Source organism: Aquitalea pelogenes, assembly GCF_041914625.1.
Taxonomy (GTDB): Bacteria; Pseudomonadota; Gammaproteobacteria; order Burkholderiales; family Chromobacteriaceae; genus Aquitalea; species Aquitalea pelogenes.
Genome location: NZ_JAYSDA010000009.1, coordinates 15439 through 30711 on the forward strand (window position 1 = coordinate 15439; position 15273 = coordinate 30711).

11 protein-coding genes are annotated in these 15273 nt (G+C 68.7%); all 11 read right to left on the reverse strand.

Going from position 1 to position 15273, the window contains the following annotated elements; all coding sequences use genetic code 11:
- Positions 1–9: 9 nt before the first annotated feature.
- The 11 genes from ACE3SE_RS09260 to ACE3SE_RS09310 are packed head-to-tail and all read right to left on the reverse strand — an operon-like array spanning position 10 to position 15132.
- Positions 10–1209: an acetate/propionate family kinase gene (locus ACE3SE_RS09260; RefSeq protein ID WP_295382702.1), complete on the reverse strand. Its 1200-nt coding sequence runs from the start codon at positions 1207–1209 to the stop codon at positions 10–12.
- Positions 1206–2618: a bifunctional enoyl-CoA hydratase/phosphate acetyltransferase gene (locus ACE3SE_RS09265; RefSeq protein ID WP_374554818.1), complete on the reverse strand. Its 1413-nt coding sequence runs from the start codon at positions 2616–2618 to the stop codon at positions 1206–1208. The genes ACE3SE_RS09260 and ACE3SE_RS09265 overlap by 4 nt, the downstream gene beginning before the upstream one ends.
- Positions 2615–4873, reverse strand: a complete 2259-nt coding sequence (locus ACE3SE_RS09270) for a DUF3141 domain-containing protein (protein ID WP_295382704.1) — start codon at positions 4871–4873, stop codon at positions 2615–2617. Before ACE3SE_RS09270 ends, ACE3SE_RS09265 begins: the two co-directional genes overlap by 4 nt.
- Before the next feature lie 32 nt (positions 4874–4905).
- Entirely contained in the window at positions 4906–5652 is a 747-nt protein-coding gene (gene phbB / locus ACE3SE_RS09275; RefSeq protein WP_295382705.1) for an acetoacetyl-CoA reductase, read from the reverse strand.
- Between the two features lie 4 nt (positions 5653–5656).
- Positions 5657–6100: a phasin family protein gene (locus ACE3SE_RS09280; RefSeq protein WP_295382706.1), complete on the reverse strand. Its 444-nt coding sequence runs from the start codon at positions 6098–6100 to the stop codon at positions 5657–5659.
- 39 nt (positions 6101–6139) lie between these two features.
- Positions 6140–7267 carry an ABC transporter permease gene (locus tag ACE3SE_RS09285; protein ID WP_276706193.1) on the reverse strand — a complete coding sequence of 376 codons (1128 nt, stop codon included), beginning with the start codon at positions 7265–7267 and terminating at the stop codon, positions 6140–6142.
- A gap of 2 nt (positions 7268–7269) precedes the next feature.
- Positions 7270–10035, reverse strand: coding sequence for a ribosome-associated ATPase/putative transporter RbbA (gene rbbA / locus ACE3SE_RS09290; protein WP_374554821.1), 2766 nt, complete (start codon positions 10033–10035; stop codon positions 7270–7272).
- Positions 10036–10059: 24 nt separating this feature from the next.
- Positions 10060–11133, reverse strand: coding sequence for an HlyD family secretion protein (locus ACE3SE_RS09295; protein WP_374554823.1), 1074 nt, complete (start codon positions 11131–11133; stop codon positions 10060–10062).
- Between the two features lie 5 nt (positions 11134–11138).
- On the reverse strand, positions 11139–12611 hold the full coding sequence (locus ACE3SE_RS09300; protein WP_374554825.1) for an efflux transporter outer membrane subunit: 1473 nt from the start codon (positions 12609–12611) through the stop codon (positions 11139–11141).
- Between the two features lie 4 nt (positions 12612–12615).
- Complete coding sequence (gene fabI / locus ACE3SE_RS09305; RefSeq protein ID WP_295382710.1) at positions 12616–13383, reverse strand: enoyl-ACP reductase FabI; 768 nt, start codon at positions 13381–13383, stop codon at positions 12616–12618.
- Complete coding sequence (locus ACE3SE_RS09310; RefSeq protein WP_374554827.1) at positions 13384–15132, reverse strand: PHA/PHB synthase family protein; 1749 nt, start codon at positions 15130–15132, stop codon at positions 13384–13386.
- Positions 15133–15273: the final 141 nt, after the last annotated feature.

The window sequence follows — 15273 nt, forward strand, 5'->3', positions numbered from 1 at the left end:
GGGGGTCTCTCAGGAAAAGGCAAGGGCCGTGGCGTCGAGCAGGCGCTGCGCATGGCAGGCCGCGATCCACTCCTCGTTGGTTGGCTCCACGGCCACGCGCACGCAGCTCGTGGCGGTGGAGATCAGGGGCGCGTCGGCCGCGTTGGCTGGTGCATCGATGTCCACGCCCAGCCAGCCCAGCTCGGCGCAGATGCGCTGGCGCAGCACCGCGCTGTGCTCGCCGATGCCGGCCGTGAACACCAGCAGGTCCAGCCCGCCCAGCACGGCGCTGAGCGCGCCGATCTCGCGCACGATGCGGCGCACGTAGAGCTGCAACGCCAGCGCAGCGCGCGGCTCGCCGGCCTCGCGGGCCAGCAGCACGCGCGGGTCGGACGAGAGGCCCGACACGCCCAGCAGACCGCTCTCGTGGTACAGGATGTGGCCGACCTGTTCCAGCGTCAGCTTCTCCACCTCCATCAGGTAGAGCACCGCCCCCGGGTCCAGCGCGCCGGTGCGCGTGCCCATCATCAGGCCGTCCAGCGCCGAGAAGCCCATGGTCGTGGCCTGACTCGCCAGCCCGCGCATCGCGCACAGGCTGGCGCCCGAACCGAGGTGGGCGACGAGGGTGCGGCCCTGCGCGGCCTCGCCATGGCGCTCGGCCAGCGTGACGGCCATGTATTCATAGGACAGGCCGTGGAAGCCGTAGCGGCGCAGGCCACGCTCCGTGAGCGCATGCGGCAGCGGCAGCAACTGCTCGACCGGCGGCAGCGTGTGGTGGAAGGCCGTGTCGAAGCAGGCGATCTGCGGCAGCTCGGGCCGCTCGCGCAGCAGGATCGCGATGGCCTCCAGCGCAAAGGGCTGGTGCAGCGGCGCCAGCGGGACCAGCGCCTTCAGGTCGGCCAGCACCTGGGCACCGACGCGCGTCGGCGCGACGTATTTGGCGCCGCCGTGCACCACGCGGTGGGCGACGGCCGCGATGGGGCGGCCGTCCAGCCAGCGCAGGACCGCGTCGCGGATGATCTGCAGCGCCACGGCATAGGGGTGCTCGGTGCCCAGGTCCACCGAGTGCACCGGCAGCGTGCTGGCGCCGAAATCGGGGCTGGGCCCGCCGATGCCCTGCACCTTGCCGTTCCAGGCCGGCCGGCGCCCGCCGCCGGTGGTCTCGAACACGCCGAACTTGATGCTCGATGAGCCGCAGTTCAGCACCACGATGTAGGCCGGCGTGCTCATTGCGGGTTGCCCTGGAAGTGATGGGCCAGCAGCACCGCGACCGCGCAGGAGGCGATGCGCGTCTCGCGGCTGTCAGCGCGGCTGGTCAGCACGATGGGCAGCCTGGCGCCCAGCACGATGCCGGCGGTAGCGGCGTCGCCCATGTATTCAAGCTGCTTGGCCAGCATGTTGCCGCTCTCCAGGTCGGGCACGATCAGCACGTCGGCCTGACCGGCGACCGGCGAGGCGATGCCCTTGGTGCGGGCGGCCGCAGCCGACACGGCGTTGTCGAAGGCCAGCGGGCCGTCCAGCACCGCGCCGGTGATCTGGCCGCGGTCGGCCATCTTGCACAGCGCGGCGGCGTCCAGCGTGGCCGGCATGGCCGGGTTCACCATCTCCACGGCCGCGAGGATGGCGACGCGCGGTTCGGCCACGCCGATGGCATGCGCCAGCGTGATGGCATTGCGGATGATGTCGGCCTTGTGCTCCAGCGTGGGCGCGATGTTGATCGCGGCGTCGCTGATGATGAAGGGGCGCGGGTAGGCCGGCGTCTGCATCAGGAAGCAATGCGACAGCCGGCGCTTGGTGCGCAGCCCGGCGGCCGGCGCCAGTACGGCGCTGACCAGTTCGTCGGTGTGCAGGCTGCCCTTCATCAGCGCCTGCACCGCGCCCTGGCCGCCCAGCTCGGTGGCGCGTGCGGCGGCGGCGTGGCTGTGCGGCACGTCCTCGATCTCGATGCCGGCCAGGCTCAGCCCGGCCTCGGCGGCCACCGCTTCCAGCCGGGCGCGCGGCCCCACCAGTACCGGCTCGATCAGGCCGGCCGCGCGCGCGTCCAACGCGCCGCCCAGGCTCAGCGCGTCGCAGGGGTGGACCACGGCCACGCGGATCGGTCCCAGGGGTCGGACGTGCTCCAGCAGCCGGGGCAGGCCGCTGGCCGCCAGCAGCCGCACCTCGGGCAGGGTGCTGGCCGGGCGCTCGATCTTCTGCTCGGGCGCCAGCACCAGGGCCTCGCCCTCGATCACGGCCTGGCCGTCCTGGTTGACGCAACGGCAGGCCAGCGTGACGCGGCGCCTGGCCTCGTCCTTGGCGCTGACGGTGACGCCGATCGTGAGCCGGTCGCCGACGCGCACCGGCGCGCGGAACTTCAGCGTCTGGCTCAGGTAGACGGTGCCGGGGCCGGGCAGCCGGGTGCCGAGCACGGCCGATATCAGCGCGCCGCCCCACATGCCATGCGCGATGACGCCGTGGAACTGCGAGGCGGCAGCGTATTCGGCGTCCAGGTGGGCCGGATTCAGGTCGCCGGACATGACGGCGAACAGCTCGATGTCCTGCTGGGTCAGCTGGCGCTCGATGCTGGCGCTGTCGCCGAGCTGCAGCTCGGCGAAGGTGTGGTTGCGCAGCATGCCGATGGGCTGCGTGGTGTCGTTCATGCCTGGTCTTTCTTGTTTGCCCGCGGCGAGCGGCGGGATGTGGTGGACTGGCGTCCCGGCTTCGGCTTGACCTGCGCTGCGACTGCAAGAGCGTCGAGCACCCGCGCCAGCGCCTGTTCGCCTTCGTCCGTCAGCCCGGCCCCGCTGCTGCGCAGCAACTGCTCGATGAAGCGCGCCGTGGCCTGCAGCGTGCGGGCGGGCGTGCCGCGCAGCAGGACCGGCAGCGCGTCGACGATGGCCGGCCCGTGGTAGCGCACGATCAAGGCCTGCTCGCGCAGCACACGGCGGAGCTCCGCGCTGCCGGCCCGGCCGCTGACGTTGTCATGCAGCAGCCGCGCGGCCTCGTGATGCAGGCGCTCGTCCATCTCCCCACAGTGGCCGAAGATGTAGAACAGCGCGCGCAGTGCGGCCTCCGGCAAGCCGCCCACGTGCAATTGCTGTTGCAGATAGGCCCCGACCTGCTCGATGAAGGCGCGGTGCTCGGGTGATTCGCCGGGGTGTGGGCGCACGGGGCCGGCGGCGTCGCCGCCGATGAGCGACTGCAGCCACGGCGAGCTGTACAGCGTCTCGAAGGCGAGGCGCCAGCCTTCGTCGCGCTGCACGCGGTAGGCGTCCAGCGAGCGCTCGATCGCCTGCGAGGCCAGCGCCTGCCACTGCAGGAAGGGGTTGTCCGGCGCCACCGCCACGCGCTGCGCGCGCGCCTGCTCGGCCAGGGCCTGCACGCAGGGCGCCAGCGGGTGCGCGCTGGACCAGTGCGCGAAGCTGACGCGCATCGGGTGCAAGGCCTGCAGCGCCTGCGCCACCGGCGGCGTGGCCCAGGCCCTGACGCAGGGTTGCAGCAGGCTGCGGTACAGCGCCAGGTTGATCTCGGAGACGCGCGCGGCGGCCGCGAAGCGGCGCTCGGAGACGGCGTCGGGCTGCACGATGGCGCGTACCTCCTCGATGCCGCTGCGGCGTATCGCCAGCAGGTGCGGGTCCTGCAGCGGGGTGCCCGGCGGCGCGTCCTTTACGGTGGCGTGGAAGATGCCGGCCGGCAGCAGCTCGATCTGCTCGATGGCGCTGGCGAACTTGCGGTGCTCCTTGCCGCCCACGGCGCTGGACACGAAGATGCCCAGGTGGCCGATGCTGTCGTGCGTGGCGTAGACGATAGTCTGGTCGTGGCTGAGCAGGTCGCGGTCGTCGCGGTACAGGTCGGTGATCCAGCCCAGCGCCTGCGCCGGCGGCGTGATGTCGTCGCCGTAGGAGCAGAACACCAGGATGGGCGAGCGGATGTTGCGCAGGTCGATGCGGACGCCGTCCGAGGTCAGCAGCTGCGCGGTCGACAGCTGGTTGCCGATGAACAGCTTGTCGGCGATGTACTGCATCTCGACATCGTTCAGGAACACATAGCCGCCCCAGTATTTCTCGAATCCCAGGTAGCGCGGCCCCTCGGTGTCGGCGTTGGCGTAGAGGTGGTAGTGCTTGCCCCACAGCGTGTGGGCCGGGTCCAGGTTCTCGAAGTTCTGTACCAGCCAGGCGCCATCGAAGCGGCCCGCGCCCAGGTCGCCGCCCAGCGCGGTCAGCCAGCTGCCGCCGGTCAGCCCGCCGCCGTAGCGCATCGGGTTGTCGCCGGCCCAGTAGGACAGCGGCGCGCCGGCCACGATGATGGGGCCGAACAGCTCTGGCCAGACCGCCGCCGTCATCAGGATCTGCCAGCCGGCCTGGCAGTTGGCGACCACGGCCGGCTTGCCGGCGCTGTCCGGATGCAGCTCGGCCACCGTGCGCAGGAAGGCCGCCTCGGCGCGCATCACGTCTTCCACGGTCTGGCCGGGCACCGGGTCGGGCGTGAAGCCGACGAAGTAGCAGGGGTGGCCGGCCTGCAGCGCCGCGCCGACCTCGCTCTCGGCCTTGAAGCCACCGATGCCGGGACCCTGGCCGGCGCGCGGATCGACCACGACGAAGGGCCGCATGCCGGCCTCGGTGGGCCGCCCCTCGGGTGGCAGGATGCGCACCAGGCCGTAGTTCACCGGGCGCGGCAGCTCCGCGCCGGACATCACCGGCTCGAACGCGAAGTGCAGCACGTGCGGCGCGTCCATGCCGCGCTGGGCCTGGTATTGGTCGCCGACTTGGCGCTCGATGTCGGCCACCAGCAGCGCCCGCTGCCAGGCGTCCGCGGCATAGGCGCAGGCGGCCTGGGCCAGCTGCGAGAACGGGGCCGGCGCGCCGCAGGCGACAGGCGGCGCGCCCGCCAGGGCGCTGTCATCCGGTGGGGTCATGGGGGGCTCGGTCGGTGCAAGGGGCTCGGCGCTCAGCCCATGTACTGGCCGCCGTTCATCGAGATGTTGCTGCCAGTCATGAAGCCGGCCGCCTCGCTGGCGATGAAGGTGACGAGTGCGGCGATCTCCGCAGGCTGGCCCAGGCGGCCGACGGGAATGCCCGCGACGATCTGCTGCAGCACGTCCGGCGGCACGGCCGTCACCATCTGGGTGGCGAGGTAGCCCGGCGACACGGTGTTGACCGTCACGCCCTTGCGCGCCACCTCCTGGGCCAGGGCCTTGGTGAAGCCGTGCATGCCGGCCTTGGCCGCCGAGTAGTTGGTCTGGCCGAACTGGCCCTTGAGCCCGTTGATCGACGAGATGTTGACGACCCGCCCCCAGCCGCGCTCCAGCATGCCGTCGAGGAAGGGCTTAGTGACGTGGAAGACCGAGTCCAGGTCGGTGCGCAGCACGGCGTCCCAGCCGTCCTTCGTCAGCTTCTTCAGCGTCGCGTCGCGGGTGATACCAGCGTTGTTGACGACGATGTCGACCTGGTGGCCGTCGGCGGCGATGCGCGCGGCCATGCGCTGGCAGGACTCCCAGTCGGCCACGTCGGCGGCGTAAGACTGGAAGGCGTAGCCCTCGCCTTGCTGCACGGCCAGCCAAGCGGCCGCGGCGCCCTCATCGCGCGCGTGGGTCAGCAGCACGCGGTGGCCCGCGTCGTGCAGGCTGCGTGCGATGGCCTCGCCGAGACCGCCCATGCCGCCGGTGACCAGGGCGGTGCGTTGTTGTTGCGTCATTGGATCACTCCTTCTGAGCCACTGCGGTCGTGCCTTGCTGCGGCAGCAGCGCGGCCCAAGGTTTGAGCCAATCGGGCACGGCGGCGGCCGTCGGCTGTTCCGCGCCGCTGCGGGTCACGGCGTGCTGCCAGTGGACCAGCGCCTGCTGCACGCCGCTCGCGAAGGCGGCCTGGTTCTGCACGGCCAGCTGGCCTATCGTCTGGCTTTCGGCCAGGCGCCGCTGCACCGCGGACGGGAAGGATTCGGCGGGCAGGCGGGTCAGGGCCTGCCAGTCCGCAGCGCCCTGCAAGCCGTCGATGCCGGCCCTGGCTTCGGCCAGACCTTGGGCGGCGCTGCGCTGCAGCAGCTCGCCGTTGCGCTGCGCGTTCTCTAGCAGCAAGCGGCCGAACTCAAGCTGCAACTCGCCGTTGGCCTTGCAAAGGTTCAGGGCAAAATTTTCGTGACTCATGGCGATCTCCAATTCAACAGGAATGACGGTGAAAGGAACTCAGGCCATCTGCGTGATGGTCTTGCGAAAGCGCGCCAGCGAAAGCGCGAACAGCACCGAGCCGATGGCCAGCAGCGCCAGGAATTGCGGCCACACCACGGACAGCCCGGCGCCGCGATACAGGATGGCCTGGGCCATGCTGACGAAGTGGGTGGTCGGGGCCAGCAGCATGATGTCCTGCACCATCTGCGGCATGGATTCGCGCGGCGTGGCGCCGCCCGACAGCAACTGCAGCGGCACCAGCGTGAGCACCAGCAGCAGGCCGAACTGCGGCATGGAGCGCGCCACCGTGGCCATGAAGATGCCCATGGCCGTAGTGGCGAACAGGCTCAGCGCCGAGCCGGCGAGGAACAGCCCCACGCTGCCTTCGATGGGCACTTGCAGCCAGCCTCGCACCACCAGGTTCAGCGACACCCCGGCCGCGAGCAGCACCACCGCCCCCATGGACCAGACCTTGGCCAGCATGATCTCGGTGGGCGTGACGGGCATCACCAAGAGATGCTCGATGGTGCCGTGCTCGCGCTCACGGAGCAGCGCCGCGCCGGTGAGGATGATGGACAGCATGGTCACGTTGTTGATGATCTGCATCACCCCGCCGAACCAGGTCTTGTTCAGCGTCGGGTTGAAGCGCGCGCGCAGCGTCAGGTCCACCGGAGAGCTGCTCGCCGCGCGGTGGCGCTGGGTGAACTCATTGATTTCGTCGCTCACGATCTGCTGCACATAGCCGCTGCCCGAGAAGGCCTGGGACATGCGCGTGGCATCGACGTTCAGCTGCAGTTCCGCCGTCTTTCCAGCCAGCACATCGCGCTGGAAGCCCGGCGGGATGGTCAGCGCGAAGGTGATGCGGCCGGCATCCATGGCCGGGTCCACCTGCGCGAAGTTCATCATCTGCGGCGCCGTGAAATGCGGCGGGTAGAACGCCGACGTGATGCGCGCGGACAGCGGCGACTGGTCCTCGTCGACGATGGCGATCGGCGCGTGGTGCAGCGTCTCTGGCATGGCCGAGGCCGCCGTGTAGACCGACAACGTGAAGGTGTAGACGATCAGCACCAGCATCACCGGGTCGCGCCACAGGCTCCACAGCTCCTTGACGCCCAGACGCCAGATGTTTTTCAGATGGTGCGCCATGGCTACTTTTCCTGTTTGGGGAGCGCCCAGATGGCGATGCCGACGATCACCGGGATGGCGATCAGCATGGGCCAGAAGGAACTGCTCAGGTCCTGCCAGCCGAGCGACTTGCTGAACACGCCGCGGCTGATGATGATCATGTGGGTGGCGGGGTAAATCTCGCCAATCCAGCGGCCCGCCCCCTCCAGCGAGGAGACCGGGTCCGTCAGGCCGGAAAACTGCGTGGCCGGGATCAAGGTGCCCAGCATGGCGAAGAACATGGCCGCGATCTGGCTGCGCGTGACCGCAGAAGCCAGCAGCCCCATGCCGGTGGAAATGCAGCTGAACAGCAGGGCGGCCAGCGTCAGCGTGAAAAAACTGCCCTTCATCGGCACCCCGAACACAAACACCGCCAGGCCGCTCATCAGCAGGTAGTTCAGCATGGCCAGCGCCACGTAGGGCAGCTGCTTGCCCAGCAGGAATTCCACCCGCGTCACAGGCGTCACATAGAGGTTGACGATGGAGCCCAGCTCCTTTTCGCGCACCACGGCCAGCGCCGTCAGCATGGCCGGGAACATCAGCAGCAGCAGCGGCATCACGGCCGGCACGATGGCCGGCAGGCTCTTCACATCGGGGTTGTAGCGGTAGCGGGTCTCGATGCTCACTTGGCTGCTCAGTTGCTGGCCCGTGCGTTCGCGTACCTGCTCGCTCAGCCACCGCTGGTGCATGCCTTGCACATAGCCCTTGACCGTTTCCGCGCGCGTGGGCATGGCGCCGTCGAACCACGCTCCGATGGCGGTGGCGCGGCCGCTCAGCACATCGCGGCCGAAGTCGGGCGGGATTTCGATGGCCAGCGCGATCTTGCCGGCGCGCATGCGCTGGTCCAGTTCCTCGTAGGAGCGCAGTGGCGCCTGCTCGATGAAGTAGCGCGAGCCCGACAGGCCATGTGTGTAGCTCTGGCTCAAGGTGCTCTGGTCGCGGTCGAGCACGGCGACCGTCAGGTTCTCCACATCCATGTTGATGCCGTAGCCGATCACGATCATCAGCACCAGCGAGCCCACCAGGGCCAGCGCGGCGCGCACCGGGTCGCGCTGCAGCTCCAGCGCTTCGCGCCACAGATAGCTCCACAGGCGCTGCAGGCTGAAGCCCGCGGCGCGCGGACGCGGCTCTGGAGCCGGCGCAGCCGCGGCGCCGGCTGGATCGGCATCAGCCGCTTCCACCTTGGCGGCCGGCGCGGGCGCCGCTTCGCCCGAGGCTTCCACCAGATAGCCGATGAAGGCTTCCTCCAGCGTGGCGGCGCCGCGCTTAGCCACCAGGGCGGCGGGCGTGTCGGAGTCCAGCACCTTGCCCGCATGCATCATGGACATGCGATCGCAGCGCTCGGCCTCATTCATGAAATGGGTGGAGATGAAGATCGTCACCTGGTCGCGGCGCGACAGCTCCACCAGCAGGCGCCAGAACTGGTCACGGGCGATCGGGTCCACGCCGGACGTGGGCTCGTCCAGAATCAGCAACTCGGGCTTGTGCACCATGGCCACGGCCAGCGACAGGCGCTGGCGCAGGCCCAGCGGCAGCTTGTCGGGCAGGTCATGGCGCTCTTCGCGCAGGCCAAAGCGCTCCAGCATTTCCTCGACGCGCGCGGAGATCTCGGCCGCCGGCACGTCGAACAACTGGGCGTGCAGCACCAGGTTCTGCAACACCGTCAGCTCGCCGTACAGCGAAAAGCCCTGCGACATATAGCCCACGCGGCGGCGCGTGGCGATGTCGCTGGAATCCACTTCGTGGCCAAACAGCCAGGCCCGGCCTTCGCTGGCAGGCAGCAGACCCGTCAGCATCTTCATGGTGGTGGACTTTCCGCAGCCGTTGGAGCCGAGGAAGCCGAAGATCTCGCCGCGGCGGATGCGGAAGTTGACATGGTCCACGGCAACGAAATCGCCAAAGCGCATGGTCAGTTCGCGCGCCTCGATGGCGATGTCGTCCTCGCGGGTCTGCAGCGGCGGGATCACCACGGCGGCGTGGCCGCGTTTCTTGTCCTCGGGCAGTAGCGCGATGAAGGCCGCCTCCAGCGACTGCGTACCCGTGCGTCCGAGCAGTTCACTGGGCGTGCCGGTGTCGAGCACCTTGCCATCGTCCATGGCCACCAGCCAGTCGAAGCGCTGGGCCTCGTCCATGTAGGCCGTAGCCACCACCACGCTCATCTGCGGGCGGGTGGCGCGGATGCGGTTGATCAGCTCCCAGAACTGAGCGCGGGCCAACGGATCGACGCCCGTGGTGGGCTCGTCCAGGATCAGCAAGTCGGGATCATGGATCAGCGCGCAGCACAGGCCGAGCTTTTGCTTCATGCCACCCGAGAGCTTACCCGCGGGGCGGCCCAGGAACTTGCGCAGGCCGGTGCTCTGCGTCAGGTCATCGATGCGCCGGCGGCGTTCAGCGGCGTCGTGCCCGAACAGGCGCGCAAAGAACTGCAGGTTCTCTTCGACCGACAAGGTGGGATAGAGGTTCTTGCCCAGGCCCTGCGGCATATAGGCAATGCGTGGGCACACGGCATTGCGGTGCCTGCGGCGGGCCATGTCGCCGCCCAGCACGAGCACCTGCCCGTGCTGCACGGCACGTGCGCCCGCCACCAGCGACAGCAGACTGGATTTGCCGACGCCGTCAGGGCCAATGAGGCCCACCATGCCGCCCGCGGGGACGTCCAGCGTGATGCCGCGCAGCGCTTCGGTCTTGCCGTAGCGCTGGCGCACATCGTGCAGGGAGATGACCGGGGTTGAATTGCTTGCAGAAGCCATGAAGCCGAGCCTTCCGCCGCGCCGTCAGGGCGCAACCCTGGTTTGCAGCTTGGCCGGCCACTCGCTGTGCGGGTCGAGCTTGATCCAGGCCTCGCCCGGCAGACCCGTCTTGACCTGCTCCAGGTGCTTTTGCAGCAACTCGGGTGCAATGCGCGCCTTCACGCGGAACATCAGCTTCTGGCGTTCGCTGGCGGTTTCGACCGTCTTGGGCGTGAACTGGGCCGTACTGGCCACGAAGGACACCTGGGCGGGAATCACGAACTGGGGCGCGGCGTCGAGCACGATGCGCACCTCCGAGCCCAGCGCCACGCGGCCGGCCGCGGTCTCGGGCAGGAAGAAGCTCATGTAGACGTCGGACAGGTCGACTAGGTTCAGCACCTTGCCGCCGGCGCCCAGCACCTCGCTGGGCTGGGCCAGGCGGAACTGCACGCGGCCGTCGCGCGGTGCCTTCAGCTGGCTGTCGTCGATTTCGGCCTGGATGCGCTCCAGCGTGGCATCGATGGCTTGGACCTGGGACTGCGCGCTGGTGACCTGCATGCGTGCGGCGGCGACGGCGGCATCGGCCGAATCGGCCTGCGCCTGCACAGAGGCAATCGCGGCTTCGGCGCTGCGCGCGCGAGCCCGGTCGTCGTCCAGCGTCTGCACCGAGGCTGCACCTTCCTTTGTCAGGGTCTCCGAACGTGCCAGCCGGCGCTTGGCAGCGTCGAACTCGGCCTCGGCCTGGCGCATCCGGGCCAGCTGGGCCGTCTTGTCGCTCTGGCGCATGACCACCTGGGCCTGCGCGCTGGCGACGGCGGCCAGGGTCTGCTGGCGCTGGGCCTTGGCCTCGCGCAGCTGCGCGTTCAGCGTCTGCACCTGCATGGTGGCCAGCACCTGGCCTGCCTTTACGAAGGCTCCTTCGCTGACCAGGATATTGTCGACGCGCCCTGCCAGCTTGGTCGCCACGTCGACTTCGGTCGCCTCGATGCGGCCGTTGCCGTGCAGTAAGGCGCCGTCGTCTTTGCCGCCTTTGTACTTCTGCCATGTGTACCAGGCACCCGCAGCCAGCGCTATCGCAATGCCGACGGTAATCAGTTTCTTTTTCAATGCGTTGTCCATGGTTTTCAGTGGGCTGTGGGTGCTGCGGCAGAGGCAGGAAGGGTGGGAGAAGCCAGCAGTGGCGCATCGGGCAGCGCTTGTGCGCCACCGCCCAGTGCGCGGTACAGGGCGACTTGGCTGGCCAGCAGCGCGCGGCGGGTTTGAACCAGTTGCTGCGCGGCGGAGATCAGCGAGCGCTCGGCGTCGAGCACATCCAGAAAGCTGGTGGCGCCGTTGTCATAGGCTAGGCGCGACAGGCGGGCGCGTTCCCGCTGCACGGCCAACGCTTCGCGCTGAACCTGCACCTGCTCGGCGAGCCAGCGGCGTGCCGACAGCGCGTCGGCTACGTCGCGGAAGGCGGCCTGCACGGCCTGCTCGTACTGCACCACGGCCAGGTTCCGGCGTACTTCGGCCAGGTCGAGATTGGCCTGATTGCGCCCCCCGTCAAAGATCGGTAGGGAAAGGCTGGGCGCGAAACTCCACGCGCGGTTGGCCCCTTTGAACAGGCCATCGAGCTCGTTAGAGGCCGTACCGCCGAAGGCCGTCAGCCGGATGCTAGGGAAAAAGGCCGCACGAGCAGCGCCGATCTGAGCGTTGGCAGAGCGCAACTGGTGTTCGGCCGCGACGATGTCGGGACGCTGCAACAGCAACTCCGATGGCAGTCCCACCTGTAGCGGTGGCAACTGCCATGCCGCTTCGGCCTGGGCCGGAGCCGGAGCCGGCATCGGCGGCAGTTCGGCTGGGCTGCCCAGCAGCAAGTCCAGAGCATGAGCCTGCTGGTCGCGCTGCTGCTGCAGCTGGACAACCAACGAATCCGCCTGCGCCACCAGGGTCTGCACCTGCGTCAATTCCAGTCGCGATGCAGAACCAACCTCGAAGCGGCGTGTGAAGATGCGCAGGGATTCGCGCTGGCTGGCCGCACTCTCCTGCGCCAGGCGCAGGCGTTCGTCCACCTCGCGCAGGCCCAGGTAGGTATCGGCCACCTGCGCGATCAGGCTGAGCGTGGTGGCGCGACGGGCCGCGTCCGTGGCCAGGAAGCTTTGCAGCGCCGCCTCGTTGAGGCTGGCGAGGCGACCCCAAAAGTCGAGCTCCCAGCTGCTGACACCCAGGCCGACCTGGAACTGGCTGGCGGTGATGGCGTGGCCGGTGAGGCTCAGGTCGGCGGGGGTGCGGGCGCGCGCCGCCTCGGCGGACAGGCCCAGCGTGGGGTAGCGTGCGCTGCGCTGGATGCCGTAGGCGGCCTGCGCCTCCTGCACGCGCAGCACGGCCGTGCGCAGGTCGTGGTTGTGCGCCAGCGCCTGCTCGATCAGCCGCTGCAGCGCCGGGTCGGTGAAGTAGCCGCGCCAGTCGAGCGCGGCGGCATCAGCACCAGTGGCCGCCAGCCCGGCACCGTACTGTGCGGGCAGCGGCGCGGCCGGGCGCTCGTAAGAAGGTGCCATCGAGGCACAACCGGCCAGCAGCAGAGCGCCGGCCAAAGGGAGGAGTCGGGATATCAGCATGCGTTCAACCGAGGATGTGGTAGCCGGCGTCCACGTAGAGCGTGCTGCCGGTGATGGCCTTGGCTCCATCGCCGGCCAGAAAAGTGCACAGTGCACCGATTTCGTCAATGTCCACCAGACGGCGCAGCGGTGCGCGCTGCACGGCCTCTTGCAACAGCGTATCGAAATCGGGGATGCCCGAGGCCGCGCGCGTGGCCAGCGGGCCGGGCGAGATGGCATTGACACGGATGCCCTTGGGGCCCAGTTCGGCTGCCAGGTAGCGCGTGCTGGCCTCCAGCGCGGCCTTCACCGGCCCCATGAGGCCGTAGCCCGGGATCACTTCTTCCGCGCCCACATAGCTCATAGTCATCAGGCTGCCGCCCTGCGGCATCAGCGGCTCGGCCAGATGCGCCATGCGCGCAAAGGAATGGCAGGAGATGTCCATGGCCCGCGCGAAGCCCTCGCGCGAGCTGTCGACCACGCGGCCGTGCAGATCGCTCTTGGGTGCGAACGCGATGGAGTGCAGCACGAAGTCCAGCTGACCCCATCGCTGCGCGATGGCGGCGAACACGGCCTCCATCTGGCCGGCTTGCTCGACGTCCAGCGGCAGCGTGATGGGGGCCTGCAGTTGCTGCGCCAAGGGCTCGACATGCGGGCGGGCCTTGTCGTTGAACCAGGTGAGGGCCAGTTCGGCGCCGGCATCGCGCAGGGCGCGTGCGCAGCCCCAGGCGATGCTCTTGTCGTTGGCGACGCCGACGACCAGGCCTTTCTTGCCTTGCAATGCGCCTGCCATTTACTTTTCCAGGACGTAGCTGCCGGGTGCATCGGCGGTGGCCGGGTAGGCGCTGCTGCCCATACGCGGCGGTTTGACTTGGGCACCCGAACGCGCGGCCAGCCATTGCTGCCAAGCCGGCCACCAAGAGCCCCGCACGGTGGAAGCCGCAGCCAGCCATTCATCCGGCGCCAGATAGGTACCCCCGGCCTCGCGGGTCAGCCACTGGTACTGGCGTTTCGACGTCGACACTGGGGGGTTGACGATGCCTGCGTTGTGGCCGCCGCTGGTCAGCACGAACGTGATCTCGGCCGGGCACAGGTAGTGCAGCTTGTGCACCGAGCGCCAGGGCGCGACATGGTCCGTGGCGGTACCCACCATGAAGGTCGGGAGTGTCAGGCTACCCAGCGAGACTGGACGGCCATCGACCGGATAACGGCCCTCGCTGAGGTCGTCGTTCAGGAACAGCCGTCGCAGGTACTGCGAATGCATGGTTGCCGGCATGCGCGTGGTGTCGGCGTTCCACGCCATCAGGTCGTTGAAACCGCTGCGGTCGCCGAGCAGGTAGTCGTGCACCAGGCGTGACCACAGCAGGTCGTAGGAGCGCAGCATCTGGAACGCGCCAGCCATCTGGCTGGCCTTCAAATAGCCGGTCTTGGCCATCTGCGCTTCGAGCAGGCTGACCTGGCTCGCGTCGATGAACAGACCCAGCTCGCCGGGCTCACTGAAATCGGTTTGTGCGGCAAAGTAGCTGGTGCTGGCTAGGCGCGTGTCGCCGTCGCGGGCCATGGCGGCGGCCGCGATGGCCAGCAGCGTGCCGCCCAGGCAGTAGCCGGCGGCATGCACTTTACGCTTGGGAAGAATCGCGTTGACGGCATCCAGCGCGGCGTGAAAGCCGTCGCGAAGGTAGTCATCCATGCCCAGGTCGTGCTCGGCCTCGCCGGGATTCTTCCAGGAAATGCAAAATACGGTGTGGCCTTGATCCACGAGGTACTTCACCAGCGAGTCATGCGGCGACAGGTCGAGGATGTAGTACTTCATGATCCAGGCCGGAATCAGCAGCACCGGCTCGGCGTGCACCAAGCCGGTGGCGGGCGCGTACTGGATCAGCTCCATCACGCGATTGCGCAGCACCACCTGGCCGGGCGTGACACCGACATCGCGGCCGACCGTGAAGCCGGTCTCCGGCCCGGTTCCAGTGACGGCCTGCTGCAGATCCTCGACCAGATGCTGCGCGCCACGCACGAGATTGGCGCCGAGTTCCTCAACCGTCCGGCGCAGCGCCAACGGATTGGTCGCCAATCGGTTGCCGGGCGAGAACATGTCTAGCCACTGCCGGGCCCAGAACGAGACCATGTTCTCGTGATGCCGGTCGACGCCACTCACGCCATGTGTCGCCGCATCCCACCACTGTTCGGTCAACAGGAAGGATTGCTGCCAGAGACAGAACGGCCATTTCCGCCACGCCGGATCAACGAAGCGTCGGTCTTGTGCCGGTGGCTCCACCAGCACCTGCTCATGGTCCGGTGCGGCTTGCAGGCGCGCGCGCATGTACTGACTCAGCGCCTGGGCTTGCGTGCCGGCCAACTGCGCCAGCGCCATCTGCTTGCCGGGCGAGTTGGCCAGGTGCACAGCCCAGTCCTGCCAGGCCAGCAGCGCCGAGGCCGGCGAGAGCCCGCCAGAGGCTCGGGCCAGCAGAGCGTGGGCCTGCGCGTCAAGACGATCCGCCAGCGTCGCGCCTGGCAATGAGGATGTGGTTGCAGAGGTCATGCTTAGGATCTTGGGGCTTTTCCGGGGGATGGATTTGACATACATCAATCGATCATCTTTTAAATACCGACTGGCCGGCCAATAGTATACTGTTGCGCGACCACGATGACAACGGCGAACAGTCGCGGGGAGCAGGAAGCT